Origin of the sequence: Stenotrophomonas sp. JAI102, assembly GCF_013409105.1 — a bacterium.
In the GTDB taxonomy this organism is placed as follows: Bacteria; Pseudomonadota; Gammaproteobacteria; order Xanthomonadales; family Xanthomonadaceae; genus Stenotrophomonas; species Stenotrophomonas maltophilia_AA.
This window is the reverse complement of record NZ_JACCCI010000003.1, coordinates 188,644-202,735: the sequence shown is the minus strand read 5'-3', so window position 1 is coordinate 202,735 and position 14,092 is coordinate 188,644. Positions and strand designations below refer to the sequence as shown.

Annotated in this window: 15 protein-coding genes and 1 pseudogene; 14 read left to right on the top strand and 2 right to left on the bottom strand. The window is 64.1% G+C overall.

The genetic code is table 11. The features are described 5' to 3' along the window. Complete coding sequence (locus HDC96_RS14175; RefSeq protein ID WP_179460563.1) at window positions 1–525, top strand: contact-dependent growth inhibition system immunity protein; 525 nt, start codon at window positions 1–3, stop codon at window positions 523–525. A gap of 156 nt (window positions 526–681) precedes the next feature. Here the strand turns inward: HDC96_RS14175 and HDC96_RS18405 are convergent, their stop codons facing one another. Further along, window positions 682–825: a hypothetical protein gene (locus tag HDC96_RS18405; protein WP_257018759.1), complete on the bottom strand. Its 144-nt coding sequence runs from the start codon at window positions 823–825 to the stop codon at window positions 682–684. Between the two features lie 123 nt (window positions 826–948). Here HDC96_RS18405 and HDC96_RS14165 point away from each other — a divergent pair, with 123 nt between their 5' ends. The 12 genes and pseudogenes from HDC96_RS14165 (at window position 949) to HDC96_RS14105 (ending at window position 11,625) form a co-directional block, all read left to right on the top strand. Then, window positions 949–1,440, top strand: coding sequence for a hypothetical protein (locus tag HDC96_RS14165; RefSeq protein ID WP_179460416.1), 492 nt, complete (start codon window positions 949–951; stop codon window positions 1,438–1,440). Window positions 1,441–1,780: 340 nt separating this feature from the next. Continuing rightward, window positions 1,781–2,868 (top strand): annotated as a pseudogene (locus HDC96_RS14160) (IS3 family transposase). Between the two features lie 458 nt (window positions 2,869–3,326). Further along, window positions 3,327–3,533: a hypothetical protein gene (locus HDC96_RS14150; RefSeq protein WP_179460560.1), complete on the top strand. Its 207-nt coding sequence runs from the start codon at window positions 3,327–3,329 to the stop codon at window positions 3,531–3,533. Between the two features lie 771 nt (window positions 3,534–4,304). Further along, window positions 4,305–4,832, top strand: coding sequence for a hypothetical protein (locus HDC96_RS14145; RefSeq protein ID WP_179460559.1), 528 nt, complete (start codon window positions 4,305–4,307; stop codon window positions 4,830–4,832). A 209-nt stretch (window positions 4,833–5,041) separates the two neighbouring features. Then, window positions 5,042–5,869: an N-acetylmuramoyl-L-alanine amidase gene (locus HDC96_RS14140; RefSeq protein WP_179460558.1), complete on the top strand. Its 828-nt coding sequence runs from the start codon at window positions 5,042–5,044 to the stop codon at window positions 5,867–5,869. Beyond that, window positions 5,866–7,041 (top strand): MltA domain-containing protein, encoded by a 1,176-nt coding sequence (locus tag HDC96_RS14135; RefSeq protein WP_179460557.1) that lies wholly within the window; start codon window positions 5,866–5,868, stop codon window positions 7,039–7,041. The genes HDC96_RS14140 and HDC96_RS14135 overlap by 4 nt, the downstream gene beginning before the upstream one ends. Before the next feature lie 5 nt (window positions 7,042–7,046). Continuing rightward, complete coding sequence (locus HDC96_RS14130; protein ID WP_179460556.1) at window positions 7,047–7,340, top strand: immunity 53 family protein; 294 nt, start codon at window positions 7,047–7,049, stop codon at window positions 7,338–7,340. Window positions 7,341–7,368: 28 nt separating this feature from the next. Then, a complete protein-coding gene (locus HDC96_RS14125; protein ID WP_179460555.1) occupies window positions 7,369–7,719 on the top strand; it encodes a VOC family protein in 351 nt (116 codons plus the stop codon). 54 nt (window positions 7,720–7,773) lie between these two features. Further along, complete coding sequence (locus tag HDC96_RS14120; RefSeq protein WP_179460554.1) at window positions 7,774–8,832, top strand: ATP-binding protein; 1,059 nt, start codon at window positions 7,774–7,776, stop codon at window positions 8,830–8,832. Continuing rightward, window positions 8,825–10,276: a nitrogen regulation protein NR(I) gene (gene ntrC, locus HDC96_RS14115; protein ID WP_179460553.1), complete on the top strand. Its 1,452-nt coding sequence runs from the start codon at window positions 8,825–8,827 to the stop codon at window positions 10,274–10,276. The genes HDC96_RS14120 and ntrC overlap by 8 nt, the downstream gene beginning before the upstream one ends. 93 nt (window positions 10,277–10,369) lie before the next feature. Beyond that, on the top strand, window positions 10,370–10,936 hold the full coding sequence (locus HDC96_RS14110; RefSeq protein ID WP_179460552.1) for a superoxide dismutase family protein: 567 nt from the start codon (window positions 10,370–10,372) through the stop codon (window positions 10,934–10,936). A gap of 53 nt (window positions 10,937–10,989) precedes the next feature. Further along, entirely contained in the window at window positions 10,990–11,625 is a 636-nt protein-coding gene (locus HDC96_RS14105) for a superoxide dismutase family protein (protein WP_179460551.1), read from the top strand. Between the two features lie 151 nt (window positions 11,626–11,776). On the opposite strand, the gene HDC96_RS14100 is transcribed toward HDC96_RS14105, so the two are convergent. Next, window positions 11,777–12,664: a hypothetical protein gene (locus tag HDC96_RS14100; protein WP_179460550.1), complete on the bottom strand. Its 888-nt coding sequence runs from the start codon at window positions 12,662–12,664 to the stop codon at window positions 11,777–11,779. A gap of 92 nt (window positions 12,665–12,756) precedes the next feature. Between HDC96_RS14100 and HDC96_RS14095 the strand changes: the two genes are divergently transcribed. Continuing rightward, on the top strand, window positions 12,757–14,052 hold the full coding sequence (locus tag HDC96_RS14095; protein ID WP_179460549.1) for an acetyl-CoA C-acetyltransferase: 1,296 nt from the start codon (window positions 12,757–12,759) through the stop codon (window positions 14,050–14,052). The last annotated feature ends 40 nt before the right edge of the window (window positions 14,053–14,092 follow it).

The window sequence follows — 14,092 nt, the reverse complement described above, 5'->3', positions numbered from 1 at the left end:
ATGAATGACGTTGAAAAAAGACCGTCTGCGGTCATTTTGAGTGGGAGAGATTTCATTCTTGTGCATACCCTTTCGGGCTACCGAAGTATGCGATGGGACCCGTTGGGGGAGAAAATCTTGTTACATGGCGGGGCCGAAGATCATCTAATCGGTGAGGCCCTTCTTAGAGCGCTGGATGCAAGTCGCTTTGTTCTCGCCGCGCCTCGTCATGATGTCTGGATCCATCCGGACGTGACCTTCGACAAGGACCTGTACGATCTGAAGTTGAACGGACAGTATTACGAGGCATGTATTGACGACGTTGTGGGTCAATTGGGGTACAAGAACAAGCGTGCGCTGTTCAAGTCGACATCCAGCTGCCATGCCGAGCGCATTCGCGAGCAGATAGTCGTATCGCCTTCCGTCCAAGAAAGGCTCGATGCATGGGCAGCACTGCCGGAAGATCAGAACGTCGTTTTGAGCGCCACAAGTACTCCTTCAGAGATTGGCGTCGGCGTTCGCCTTGCTATTTCACGCTGTAGTTGAACAGGGAGCAAATCTAGCAGCCATCGGGGTACGGCCACTGCTGGTAGGACCGGGCTGATGTGGGTCACATGGCCCCTTGGGGTGTCGCGCCCGTCCAATTCGAGTGTTGCAAAGGAATCGCCACAGACAAACACGCTCGTTCTCGGGCTTCTATGTCTACGCTGAAGCCAGCGTGGGCAGCAGCAGGTCCAACGCGAACAGCACCACTTGGCAGAACACCACGCTCACCGGCCAGAACATCTCGCTCAGGGCCGAGAGTAACACCACCCTGCGCGGCGCCACCGCGACGGCCGACCGCATCGATGTAAAGACCGGCGGCACGCTGACCATCGAGTCGCTGCAGGACGTGGCCGAAGGTCCGGGCGGCCAGTGTGGTAGCGTGTGGAGAAAGCGACTCGCGCCCGCCAGAGACATTCAATTCTCATGGATCAAGTTGTGCTTCCTATCATTCCTCGAGTCGTGGCGGAGGACATTCATCTGTTCACGATGGACGACTATTCGCCACATGCACTGCTGGGTGGAGAAATAATGGGAAGCCAAGTCGTGCAGTGGCAGTATGCAGTTGAGCTGACGTACAGATGTCTTACCTCGGGCCTGTGTGAACTAATGTATGAGCCGTCGCCCCGCGACGGCGGCTCGCATGATTTTCCCGAACTGTGTTCCGCGCTCTCGCGCCTTGACCCATTTGACCTCTCCGAGGAAGGCGAGTCGTATTGGCTCAGTAAGTTTATGTGCGGCACCCAGGTGCTGCTCGATATCGTTTCTGATGTTCATGTTGGTGCCGGTGCCGGTGCCGGAACATTCGAGGATCGTCTCTTTGAAGCGGTCGATAGTCACTTCGCGGCGTCGGGTGTTCCCTGGAGTGATGGCTGCCTGTTCCCAGTGGAAGCCGAAGTGACTGTAGGTCAGCATTGAGCTGAATAGTGGAGGAGAGATGGCAAGAGCTGGCTTCAAGTTGAACAACGAGTGGCGCCAATGAAAGCGTCATCCACCCGCGTTTTAAAGGAGAAACACTTGGCGCCGATGTTTTGAATGCACTCTTGCGCAGTCGATTCGTGCATCGCGGACCTCGGCCAGACATCTAGATACATCCGCAAGCGTCAGTTGATAAGGACCGCTATCAGCCTGATCGCACAGAAGAGCGTTATAGCGAGGGCTCAGGCTTGATGGGCCAGTCCAATCACAGCGTAATCCCCCCGCAGGTTAGCCGCAGCCAGAAGTGGAATTTTCTCGTAACCTAACCCGAGGAGATCCCATGAAGAAATCACGATTCACAGACAGCCAGATCATCGCCGTACTCAAGCAGGCCGAGGCCGGCACGCCTGTCCCTGACCTTTGCCGGCAGCATGGCATCAGCTCAGCGACGTTCTACAAGTGGCGCAGCAAGTTCGGCGGCATGGATGTATCTATGGTGTCTCAGCTCAAAGAACTGCAGGACGAGAACCGGCGACTGAAGAAGATGTACGCCGATGCGCAGCTCAGTGCCGAGCTGCTGAAGGAAGCGCTCTCAAAAAAATGGTGAGGCCATCTCAGCGTCGCTAGATGGCCAGACGGGCGGTCCAGGCAGGCATCACCAGCATCGTTCATGCGTGCAGGACGTTCGAGGTGAGTCAGACCTGCTACCGCTATCAGGCCAAGGCCTGCCAAGAAAATGCGACCATCGCCGACTGGTTGCTCAGGCTGACCAGCGCCTACCGCGATTGGGGCTTTGGGCTGTGCTTCCTGCACCTACGCAACGTGAAGGGCTTCGCTTGGAACCACAAGCGCGCGTATCGGATCTATCGCGATTTGGAGCTGAATCTGCGCATCAAGCCGCGCAAGCGCATCGTCCGGGAAGTGCCGGAGCCTTTGGCGGTGCCTGAGGCGGTCAACCAGACATGGTCGATGGATTTCATGCACGACCAGTTGGCTGATGGACGCAGCTTCCGGATGCTCAACGTACTGGATGAATTCAACCGTCAGGGACTGGCGATGGAGGTCGACATCTCCTTGCCTGCGGCGCGCGTCATCCGCAGCTTGGAACAGGTCATTCAATGGCGCGGAAAGCCCCGCGCCATACGCGGCGACAACGGGCCCGAGTACATCAGCGGAGCCCTGCAAGCATGGGCCGAGCGGCACGATATAGCGCTGCTCTACATCCAGCCAAGCAATCCTCAGCAGAACGCCTATATCGAGCGCTACAACCGGACCGTGCGTTACGCTTGGCTTGCCAGCAACCTGTTCAATGACATCGAACAGGTCCAGGATATCGCCACTCGTTGGCTATGGACTTACAACCACGAGCGGCCGAACATGGCGCTTGGCGGCATCACGCCAATGCAGAAACTTGCACTGGCAGCATAGTTCCACTTTTGGCGACTGCTAGATGTGGGGGATTACCGTTCAAAGCTCTACAACTTCCAAAAACAAAGTAAGTGAGGTGAACTGTGATCACATACAGCCGGGCTCTATCGCAAGCCGCGGAGTACTTGAGGCAGTCTGACATTCTGGTCCAGATCTCGCTTGAGGGTGAGTTCCAGGAGGGTTGGTACTTTTGCTATCAGTCAAAGGAATTCTTAGACACCGGGGACCTCTCTGCACAGTTGGCCGGTAATGGACCCTTCTTGATTGACAGGGATTCTGGAGAGCTTGTGGTTCTTGGCACAGATAGACCATTGGAGGAGTATCTAAAGGAGTACGCGGAACAGAAAACAGCGAGAAATGCTTGACTCGCTCTCTCTTGGAGAACTAGCGTGGTCAGATGATGCGTTACGTAAAGATCGCTTTCCGCGCCACGCCGAGCGAGTATGAGGGGGTAAAGAATGGACCTGAAAAACCTTGGCGACGAAAGGATTGAACTGCATTTGACCAAGGATGAGCTGAACGTTCTTTTCTCCTGTCTGCGCGAGTCGTTCGCAACATTGGGTAGGAGTTCTTATCAAACGAGAATTGGCGTAACAATGGACGTTGGAAGCGCACTTGGTGATGAACTGATGCATCTCATGGAACGAGAGGGGATTGAACAGTAGCGTCGTTCCGCGTCTTCTCTGTCATGTAGCCAGCGGGAATTCCGGCACGTAATCAAACGGCATCTGTCTGCACCGTCTACGTGTCGACATCCACGTGGTCCAGGGCGCCCTGACGGCACTCACCACACTGGGCCTAGACTCCGGAAGCGACATCCTGCTGGAAGTCGGTCAGGCGCATCGGCAGGACAAGATAAAGAGCAGCAATGCTTGCGCTGAGGTGGGCGGGGCTTTCGCGGAGGGCGGGATCTTCAGCGCCTTGCTGGGTGGGACGTTCGGTAGCGTCTGGACGATTGGGCGCCCAGACGGATAGCCGCGGCAATCCTGCTCGGCCTGGTCGCCGGTGCTCATGGTTCTTTCGTCTAAACTTCCGCGCTCGCAGGCCGCTCTCTGGTCAGTGGGTCCAGATCCGCGAGCGCGTGCTGATTTTTTAACTTTGGAGCTGTCTGGTAATGAATGGAACGGTTCTTCCAGCGTGGTTGCATTCAATCGTATTTGTAGTGCTATCGATCTACATGTTCATGCTCTGGGCTGGCCTGAAGCGCGACGCGTTAAGCGAGGCACAGAAGCGCTTGATTGAACGTGTGGAATTTCTTCGGTCGCCGGGCGCCGCCCTATCAGGTGGTTGCCTTTTCCTGGCTCTCGCCCTGGGTAATGCGGCTTGGGCTTACGGGTACCAATGGTGATCGCTATCAAGGATGTTGCGTGAACGTCCGAAGCGTCGATTGTTCCAGAGCTTCGGCCCTGTTGTCTCCGATAAATGAAGGATTTTCTATGAAACAGGGCACGTACGCCTCAATCGCCATCGTGATCCTTTCGCTGTCTGGAGCTTCGGTGGCGTTTGCTGAGTGCCAGTCGGAGACACGGGATATGGAGGGTACTCCCGCCAAGGCTGAGGTGTGCATTGTGTCGGCGGGGATGTTCAAACCCAATAGTGTGACTGCCAGCATCAATGGAAAGTCCGTGTTCAGTGGTACCGACTACGAGGATGTGGTGTTCGATGGCCGGTACGAGGGGCAGGTCGTGGGTGGTGGTTGCAACGAAATGGTCACCGTGATGGACATGGCCACGATGAAGGGCGCGCCAATCGCAGTCCTGCCTGAGAGCTTGGTGTTTGAGTGCCGTATCACGTTTGACGCAGAGGGCCATTCCTTACCGTTTGACAAGGACGATGCCTGCAGCAAGACCTTCTATGCCTCGCTCAATCCGTTGCTCGGCCAGCTCGTGCCTGCCGCCGATGCCAAGCGCTGCACGGTGTTGCTCGACGGAGTTGAGGTTCTGAGCAAGGAGTTCAAGCTATAGGCAGAGCCTGTGATGGGGAGGTCGCACCTGTAGCGTCGAAGACACTGCATCGGGTCAGTGCGTTATAGGCTTTGTCAGCGGACTGCCCTCCCACAACGTGCTCGCGGGCTGCAGTCGTGCGAGAGGTGGAACCATAACCCGGGAGCGCAGGTAGGCTTCGCCCTGCGTGGCTCTACGCAGGGCAAGGCGGAATGACGCACAATCAGGCCATGCCCAGATTCCGCCTCCCGCTCGTGCTGCTTGCCACCTTTCTGCTCGCCGCCTGCGCCAGCACCGATGTGCGCAGCCCGCTTGCAACCTGGGTGCCTTCGCCGAACTACAACAGTCGCAACCCGGTCATCATCGTGTTGCACCACACCGACCAGGACAACGTCCAGCAGAGCCTGCACACTCTGCGCACCGCCAACAGCGGTGGCAAAGTCAGCGCGCATTATCTGGTGGGCGCGGATGGCCACATCTACCAACTGGTCGCCGATAGCCGCCGTGCCTGGCATGCCGGCGGTGGCCGCTGGGGCACCATCATTGACCTCAACTCTGCTTCGATCGGCATCGAGATCGACAACGACGGCGACAGTCCGTTTGCCGCTGACCAGATTGCCGCGCTGATGCGCCTGCTGGACGATCTGTGCACGCGCCTAAACATCCCGCGCACGCAGATCATCGCCCATGCGGACCTGGCACCGGTCCGCAAGCAGGACCCTAGCCGCTACTTCCCTTGGCAGCAGTTGGCCGAGGCGGGTTTCGGGGTATGGCCGCGCGCGAGCGATGGCGCTGCGCCGGAAGGCTTCGACCCGTGGTTGGCCCTGCAGGCCTTCGGCTACCCGCTGGACGACCGCGCCGCCGCAGCCGGCGCCTTCCATCGCCGCTTCCGTGGCCGTGACGACCTGCCGCCTGATCTCGACCTCGAAGACGCCCGCATCCTGCATTCGCTGCTCCTGCAGCGGTGGAACGGACGGCCAGCGCGGACTGTTGATCCGCTGCGTGGGCAGCAGCCACTTACAATCAAACGCTTACACCGCACAAACGAGCACCCATGAAGGCCAAGCGCATCACCGCCGCATTCAAGCACCTCGCCTTGACCCTTCTGGGCCTGGCCCTGCTCACCGCCTGCAGCGTCAGCACGCCCAAGCCCGATGCACCGCCGTCTACCACCCCCGGTACCTACGCCAAGGCCAACTGGAAAGCGCTCCCCGCCGTGAGCGACAGCGATCTGCAAGCCGGCTTCGCGGCCTGGCGCACCGCCTGCCCGCGCCTGAAGAGCGACGCCAACTGGGCACCCACCTGCGCAGCGGCGGCCAACGTTGCCACCACGCCGGCCGCCATCCGCCAGTTCCTGCAGGCGAATCTTGACGTCTATGCGCTGCGCGCCGCCGGCAACCGCGCCGATGGCCTGATCACCGGCTACTACGAGCCGATCTATTCCGGCAGCCTCACCCGCACCGCCAAGGCATCGGTGCCGGTGTACGGCGTGCCCAACGACATGGTCAGCGTCCAGCTCGACAGCCTCTACCCCGAACTCAAGGGCAAGCGCCTGCGCGGCCGAGTGGAGGGGCGCGTGCTCAAGCCGTATGACGATGCTGCGCGGATCGCCGCGAACGGCGTCAAAGCACCGGTGCTGGCCTGGCTGACCAGCCCGATGGACCTGCAGTTCCTGCAGATCCAGGGCTCGGGGCGCGTGCAGCTGGCCGACGGCCGCCAGCTTCGGATCGCCTACGCCGATCAGAACGGTCATCCCTACCGCCCGATCGGCCGCTGGCTGGTGGAGCAGGGCGAGCTGAAGCAGGCCGACGTGAGCATGGCCGCCATCCGCGCCTGGGCCGATGCCCATCCCGCACGCGTGCCCGAGCTGCTGGCCAGCAACCCGAGCTATGTGTTCTTCACCCGCGGCCCCGATAGCGGTGAAGGCCCGCGCGGCTCGTTGAACGTGCCGCTCACCGCCGGCTACAGCGTCGCCGTGGACCGCAACGTGGTGCCGTTGGGCAGCCTGCTGTGGCTGTCCACCACGCGCCCGGACGGCACCGCGCTGGTGCGCCCGGTCGCCGCGCAGGATACCGGCGGTGCCATCACCGGCGAGGTGCGCGCGGACCTTTTCTGGGGCACCGGCGATGCGGCCGGCGAGCTGGCCGGGCACATGAAGCAGAAGGGCACGATCTGGATGCTGTGGCCGAAGGGTGTGGCGCTGCCGAAGGCATCTGACAAGAGCGAGTGACACCGATGGATGAACTGCAGCGACTCCAGCACTGGTATCGAAAGCAGTGCAACGAGGACTGGGAGCATACGTTTGGGGTCACTATCGAGACCCTTGATAACCCCGGCTGGCACGTCAGCATTGATCTCATCGAGACGGAGCTTGAGCAAAAGCCCTTTGCATCGATCAGCCACGGGGACTCGGAAGATGATGCTGACTGGATCATTTGCACGGTTGAGAAGTCGCAGTTTGTAGCGAGCGGTGGTGCCGGGAACTTGACTGAGTTGCTTGGTGTATTTCTCAGCTGGGCTGAGGCTTAGCACTAGCGATCGATTGCCGGGAGGACTCATGAAAATCAAACGCATCATCGCCAACATCACCGCGTCCGATCCGGCCGCCGCCGACAGTTTCTATCGGGACCTCCTCGGCCTGGAACTGGCCATGGATCACGGTTGGATCCGCACCTATGCGGGATCCGCCGAAATGAAGGTCCAGGTGAGTGTGGCGTCCGAAGGCGGCTCCGGTACCGTCGTGCCCGATCTCTCCATCGAGGTCGACGACCTGGACGAAGTGCTTCGTCGGGTGCACGCGGCCAACCTCCCCATCGCCTATGGCCCGGTCCACGAACCGTGGGGTGTGCGTCGGTTCTACCTCCGCGATCCGTTGGGCCGGCTGGTCAACATTCTTCAGCATGCGTGAGCGAGGCAGGAAACCGGGATCAACACGCCTGCCGTTTTGCACTACATTGGTGCAATGACCACCGCGCTATCGCCCCCCGTCCTCGACGCCCTCGGCACCCCGGTCGCCTGGGCCGATGCCAGCGGCCGCCTGGTGGGCTGCAATCCCGCCTTCGCGCGCTGGCTGGGCGTGAGCGTGCGGCGCCTGCTGGGCCAGCCGCTGGCCTCGCTGGAAGCGCAGGGCGACGCGTTGGCCCACTTCCTGGCCCGTGACGAGCGCGACACCCTGCGCCTGCACCGGCTGGCCCTGGCGCTGCCGGGCGATGCACCGCGCTTTGCCGAGGGCTGGCTGAGCCGCTGGGATGAGGGCGGTTGGCTGCTGGAGGCGCATCCGGTCGACGAATTCCCGGGGCTGGATCCCACCCAGGCGCTGCCCAGCGCGCTCAGTGCCGCGCTCAAGGGCTTGGCGCATGAGCTGCGCAACCCGCTGGCCGGGTTGAAGGGCGCGGCCCAGCTGCTGGCACGCCGCAACGCGCAACGCGATCCGGACGAGCGTGAACTGATCGAGCTGATCGGCTCGGAGATCGAACGCCTCAACGGCCTGCTCGAGCAGCTGCTGTCGCCGGCACCGGCCGCGCCGCATGCAGCGCTCAACATCCATGCCTCGCTGGAGCGCGTGCTGCGCCTGGCCGAGAGCGAGGGTGGCTGGGCGGTCCGGATGCAGCGCGATTACGACCCCAGCATTCCCGAGTTCGATGGCGATGCCGACCGCCTCACCCAGGCCGTGTGGAACCTGGTCCGCAATGCGATCCAGGCCGGGGCCGGCACGGTCACCCTGCGCACGCGGGTGGAGCACGGTGTGCGCATCACGGATCAACTGCACCCGCTGGCGCTGCGGCTGGAAATCGCCGATGACGGCCGTGGCGTGCCCGAAGACCTGGCCGAGCATCTGTTCCTGCCGCTGGTCAGTGGCCGCGCCGAGGGCACCGGGCTGGGCCTGGCGCTGGCCCAGCAGGTGGCGCGCGAGCATCGCGGCACCCTGACCTACCGCTCGCGCCCGGGCCATACCGTATTCACCGTGCTGCTGCCGATCGGGCAGGGCACCCCCGCCGAGGACACCGCCGCCCATGGCTGACCAGGTCGATACCGCCGCCCAGCGCGTCTGGGTAGTCGACGATGACCGCGCGGTGCGCTTCGTGCTGTGCACCGCGCTGCGCGAGGCCGGCTACCGTGTCGAAGGCTTCGAGGGCGCAGCTGCGGCGCTGGCGATGCTGGCCGATCAGCCGCCACCGGACCTGCTGTTCACCGATGTGCGCATGCCCGGCGATGATGGGCTGGTGCTGCTGGACAAGCTCAAGGCCGCGCATCCGCAGCTGCCGGTGATCGTGATGTCGGCCTACACCGACGTGGCCAGCACGGCCGGTGCCTTCCGCGGCGGTGCGCAGGAGTTCCTGTCCAAGCCCTTCGATCTGGACGATGCGGTCGCCTTGGCGCAGCGCGTGCTGCCGGCCCCGGATGTGCCCCTGGCCGAGCCGAGCGAGACCGCCAGCGCCACGCCGCCGGACCAGCGTCCGCAGCTGGTTGGCGATACCCCGGCGATGCGCGCGCTGTTCCGCGCGATCGGGCGCTTGGCGCAGGCGCCGCTGTCGGTGCTGATCAATGGCGAGACTGGCACCGGCAAGGAACTGGTCGCGCATGCGCTGCACCACGAATCGCCGCGCGTGCAGGGCCCGTTCGTCGCACTCAATACCGCGGCCATTCCCTCCGAACTGCTGGAAAGCGAGCTGTTCGGCCACGAAGCCGGCGCGTTCACCGGGGCGCAGCGTCGCCATATCGGCCGCTTCGAGCAGGCCAACGGCGGCACGCTGTTCCTCGATGAAATCGGCGACATGCCGTTGCCGCTGCAGACGCGCCTGCTGCGCGTGCTGGCCGAGGGTGAGTTCTTCCGTGTCGGCGGACGCGAACTGATCCGCGTCGATGTGCGCGTGATCGCCGCGACCCACCAGGACCTGGAAAGCCTGGTCGCGCAGGGGCGCTTCCGCGCGGACCTGCTGCATCGGCTGGATGTCGTTCGGCTGCGGCTGCCGCCGCTGCGCGAGCGTCGCGACGATATCGCCCAGCTCGCCGAGACCTTCCTTGCGGCCGCCTCACACAAACTGGACACGCCCCCCAAGCGGCTGACCGCGGCGGCGCTGCAGGCCCTGCGCGAACACGATTGGCCGGGCAACGTGCGTGAGCTGGAGAATGTGTGCTGGCGCATGGCCGCGCTCGCTGCGGCCGACAGCATCGGTGTGGCCGACGTCGACAGCGCGCTGCATCGGGGCGCGGGTGCGCCGCGCTCGCGCAGCGCCAGCGATCCGGGCCAGTGGGAAACGCTGCTGTCGGCGTGGGCGCGCCAGCGGCTGGCCGAAGGCGCCGAAGGCCTGCACGCACAGGTGCGTGAACGCGTCGACCACGCACTGCTCGAGGCCGCGCTGCAGATCACCCACGGCCGCCGTGCCGAGGCCGCCGCGCGGCTGGGCATGGGCCGCAACACCCTCACCCGCAAGCTCGGCGCCGGGCGCCGCCGCGGCGGATGAACCGCATGTCCACACCGCGTGTGCGCCGTGTCCCGGCCACTTTCATGGCCTGTGGACGAGCGCACCGTTAGTTTGCAACCAAGGAGTCTTCCCATGCGCAGTTCCCCTGTCGTCCTCGCTGCGGTGATCGCGGTCGGCCTGGCCGCCTGCGGCAGCACGCCGCCGCCGCGCCCCGTGGCACCCGTCGTGCCGGTGGTCAGCACTGCGCAGATGGCCGAAGCCAATCTGTCGCCTGCCTCGGCCAGCTTGGTCAGCGGGCGCCTTGCGCTGGTCCCGGATACGCGCGGCGTGCATATCACCGGCGTCATCGGCGGCCTGCAGCCCCTGCAGGTGGCCGGGTTCCATGTGCATGAGCGCGGCGACTGCAGTGCGGTCGATGCGAGCAGCGCCGGTGCGCATTTCAATCCGGCCGGCCAGCCGCACGGCCGCAACAGTGCCGGTGCGCATCACGCCGGTGACATGGACAACCTGCGTGCCGACGCGCAGGGTCGCGTCAACGTCGACATCCGCCTGCCAGCGGTTACTCTTGGCGGCGGCGCAGCCACCGATATCGCCGGACGTGCACTGATCGTGCATGCCAACGCCGACGATTACCGCAGCCAACCCGCCGGCAACGCCGGCGCCAGAATCGCCTGCGGCGTCATCCGGGTCGTGCGCTGATCGCGCAGTCCCCCGACGTCGCTTCTTCCAACGCTACCCGCAAGGAGATCCACATGCGCCTGATCCATACCTCGTTGTTCGCTGCCATCGCCGCGCTCGGCCTGACCGCCTGCAACAAGCCGGCCGACACGACCCCGGAAGCCACCCCGGCCGCCGAAGCCACCGCGGCCCAGCCGACGGCCGAAGCGACCCCGGAATCCCCGCCGGCAATGACCAGCGAAGCCCATGCCAACCACACCGCCAGCGCCGATCTCGCCGCCACACAGGGCAACGACGTCAAGGGCAACGTGACCTTCAGCATCGTCGACGGCAAGGTCCACGTGAAGGGCCAGGTCAGCGGCCTGAAGCCCAACAGCGAGCATGGCTTCCACATCCATGAGAAGGGCGACTGCAGCGCGCCGGACGGCGCCAGCGCCGGCGGCCACTTCAACCCGGGCAAGGAAGACCACGGCAGCGTTGCCACCGCACCGCACCACGGCGGTGACATGCCCAACATCAAGGCCGACGCCCAGGGCAATGCCGTGGTCGACGCTCCGGTCTCGACCAACGTCAACATCGGCAAGGGCGATGACTTCGACATCATCGGCCGCGGCCTGATCGTCCACGCCGACGCGGACGACTACAAGACCCAGCCGACCGGCAACGCGGGCGCACGCCTGGCCTGCGCGGTGATCAAAGCGGCCCCGTAAACCGGGCCGTGGTTGACGAAAAACGCCGGCATTCGCCGGCGTTTTTTTTAAATAACGGGGACGGAGGTAGTTAAGCCGCCGGCTTAACTACCTCCGTCCCTATTAGCGCGCTATTAGCGCGCGAGGAGCCGGCCAGCGGCCGGCACTACCGTCAACGCGCCAGCAATTCGCGCGCGTCCTGCCCGGCTTCGCAATGCACGAACAGCACCGGCAGCCCGTGCGCTTCCAGCACGGCGGCCATCTGCCGCTGGCGGATCAGGTACTGGTCGTAGATGGCCTGCAGGCGATCGCAGTCGCCGGTGCCGTGGTTGTAGTACGCACACCAGCCGGCAGGGTCGAACAGCGCCATACGTACTTCGCCGTCAGCGTATCGAAGCAGCGGCTCCGGCGCGGCATCCAGCCACTCTTCCACGTGCGGTGCCATCAGCGCGGTCTCGATCAGCGGCCACAGGATCGCCAGGCCCTGGTTGTCGTACTGCATCGACATCATCGCGGCGAGATCGTTCACCGTGAAATAGCGCGCATGCTCGATCTGTGCGCCGAACGCGTTCTGCGCCTGCAGGGCGGTATCGGGCTGCGCCATGCCCTGGGCCAGCAGCACCTCTTCCAGCGCTTCGGCCACGGCCTGGGTCTGCGCGACTTCGGTGCCGGTCAGCAGGAACGGCACCACCCGCAGGCCGCCACCGGTGAGGGTGGCATCGGCCTGGAACGGCAGCGGCACATCGCCGTCGGCGCCGGCACCGAAGGCCAGCACGCGCGGGCCCTGGCTGCGGCCCGGGGCACGCATCTGCAGCTCTTCCAGGCGCCGGTGTACCGGCCAGCCCGGACGCAGCACTTCGGCCGGATCGAAATGGGCGCCGGCGAACACGAAGTCCAGCCCGCTGACGCCGGGCACCAGCTTGGCCAGATCGCGGCCGACACGTTCGGCCAGTTCACCAGCCTGTTCAGAGGACAGCGCGGCATGGCGCGGGGCGTCGCCGCCGGCCAGTTCCAATGCCAGTACGCCAATGGCATTCATGCCGTGGTCGGGTTTGCTCATGGTTTCACGGTTGGCCCATCACAGGGCGGCAGCTACACTTGGCCCCATTATGCCTGCTCCTTCGTGCAGGCCATGTTGCAGACACCCCTCCCATGCCAGGTATCTCCATGCCCAACGCCCGTCCCGTCGCCATCCTCGGCGGCGTCCGCATCCCGTTCTGTCGCCAGAACACGGCTTATTCGGACGTCGGCAACCTCGGTATGTCGGTACGCACGCTCGGGGCGCTGGTGGAGCGCTTCGGCCTGCACGGCCAGCAGCTGGGCGAAGTGGCGATGGGCGCGGTGATCAAGCACTCCAGCGACTGGAACCTCGGCCGCGAAGCGACGCTGTCCTCGGGCCTGTCTCCGCTGACCCCGGGCATCACCATGCAGCGTGCCTGCGGCACCTCGCTGGACACCATCATCGCGGTGGCCAACAAGATCGCGCTCGGCCAGATCGACTCGGGCATCGGCGGCGGTTCGGATACCACGTCCGACGTGCCGATCGTCTACGGCAAGAAGCTGCGCGCACGCCTGCTGGCCGCCAACCGCGCCAAGAGCACCGGCGACAAGCTCAAGGCGCTGACCCGTGGTTTCAAGCTGAGCGAACTCAAGCCGGAATTCCCGGGCGTGGCCGAGCCGCGCACCGGCAAGAGCATGGGCGACCACTGCGAGGACATGGCCAAGGAATGGAACATCGCGCGCGATTCGCAGGACGAATGGGCGGTGTCGTCGCACAAGAAGCTGGCCGCGGCCTATGAGCGCGGCTTCTTCAACGACCTGATCGCCCCGTTCCGCGGCGTGGAGCGCGACAACATCCTGCGCGCCGATACCTCACTGGAGAAACTGGCCACCCTGAAGCCGGCGTTCGACAAGGCCTCCGGCCGTGGCACGCTGACCGCTGCCAACTCGACCCCGCTCACCGATGGTGCCTCGGCGGTGCTGCTGGCCAGTGAAGAATGGGCGCGCGCGCTCGGCCACGAGCCGCTGGCGTATCTGCGTGATTCGCAGGTGGCCGCGGTTGATTTCGTGCATGGCGAAGGCCTGCTGATGGCGCCGACCATCGCCGTGCCGGAGATGCTCAAGCGCAACGGCCTGACCCTGCAGGATTTCGACATCTACGAAATCCACGAAGCGTTCGCCGCCCAGGTGCTGTGCACGCTGCGCGCGTGGGAAAGCGAAGACTACTGCCGCAACCGCCTCGGCCTGGATGCGCCGCTGGGCAGGATCGACCCGGCCAAGATCAACCCGCTGGGTTCGTCGCTGGCCACCGGCCATCCGTTCGCCGCCACCGGTGCCCGCGTGATCGCCACGGCGGCCAAGCAGCTGGCCGAGCGCGGCGGTGGCCGCGCGCTGGTCTCGATCTGCACCGCCGGTGGCATGGGCGTGGTGGCGATCGTCGAGCGCTGATCGCCGACGCCGGAAACGAAGAAGGCCGCCCAAGGGCGGC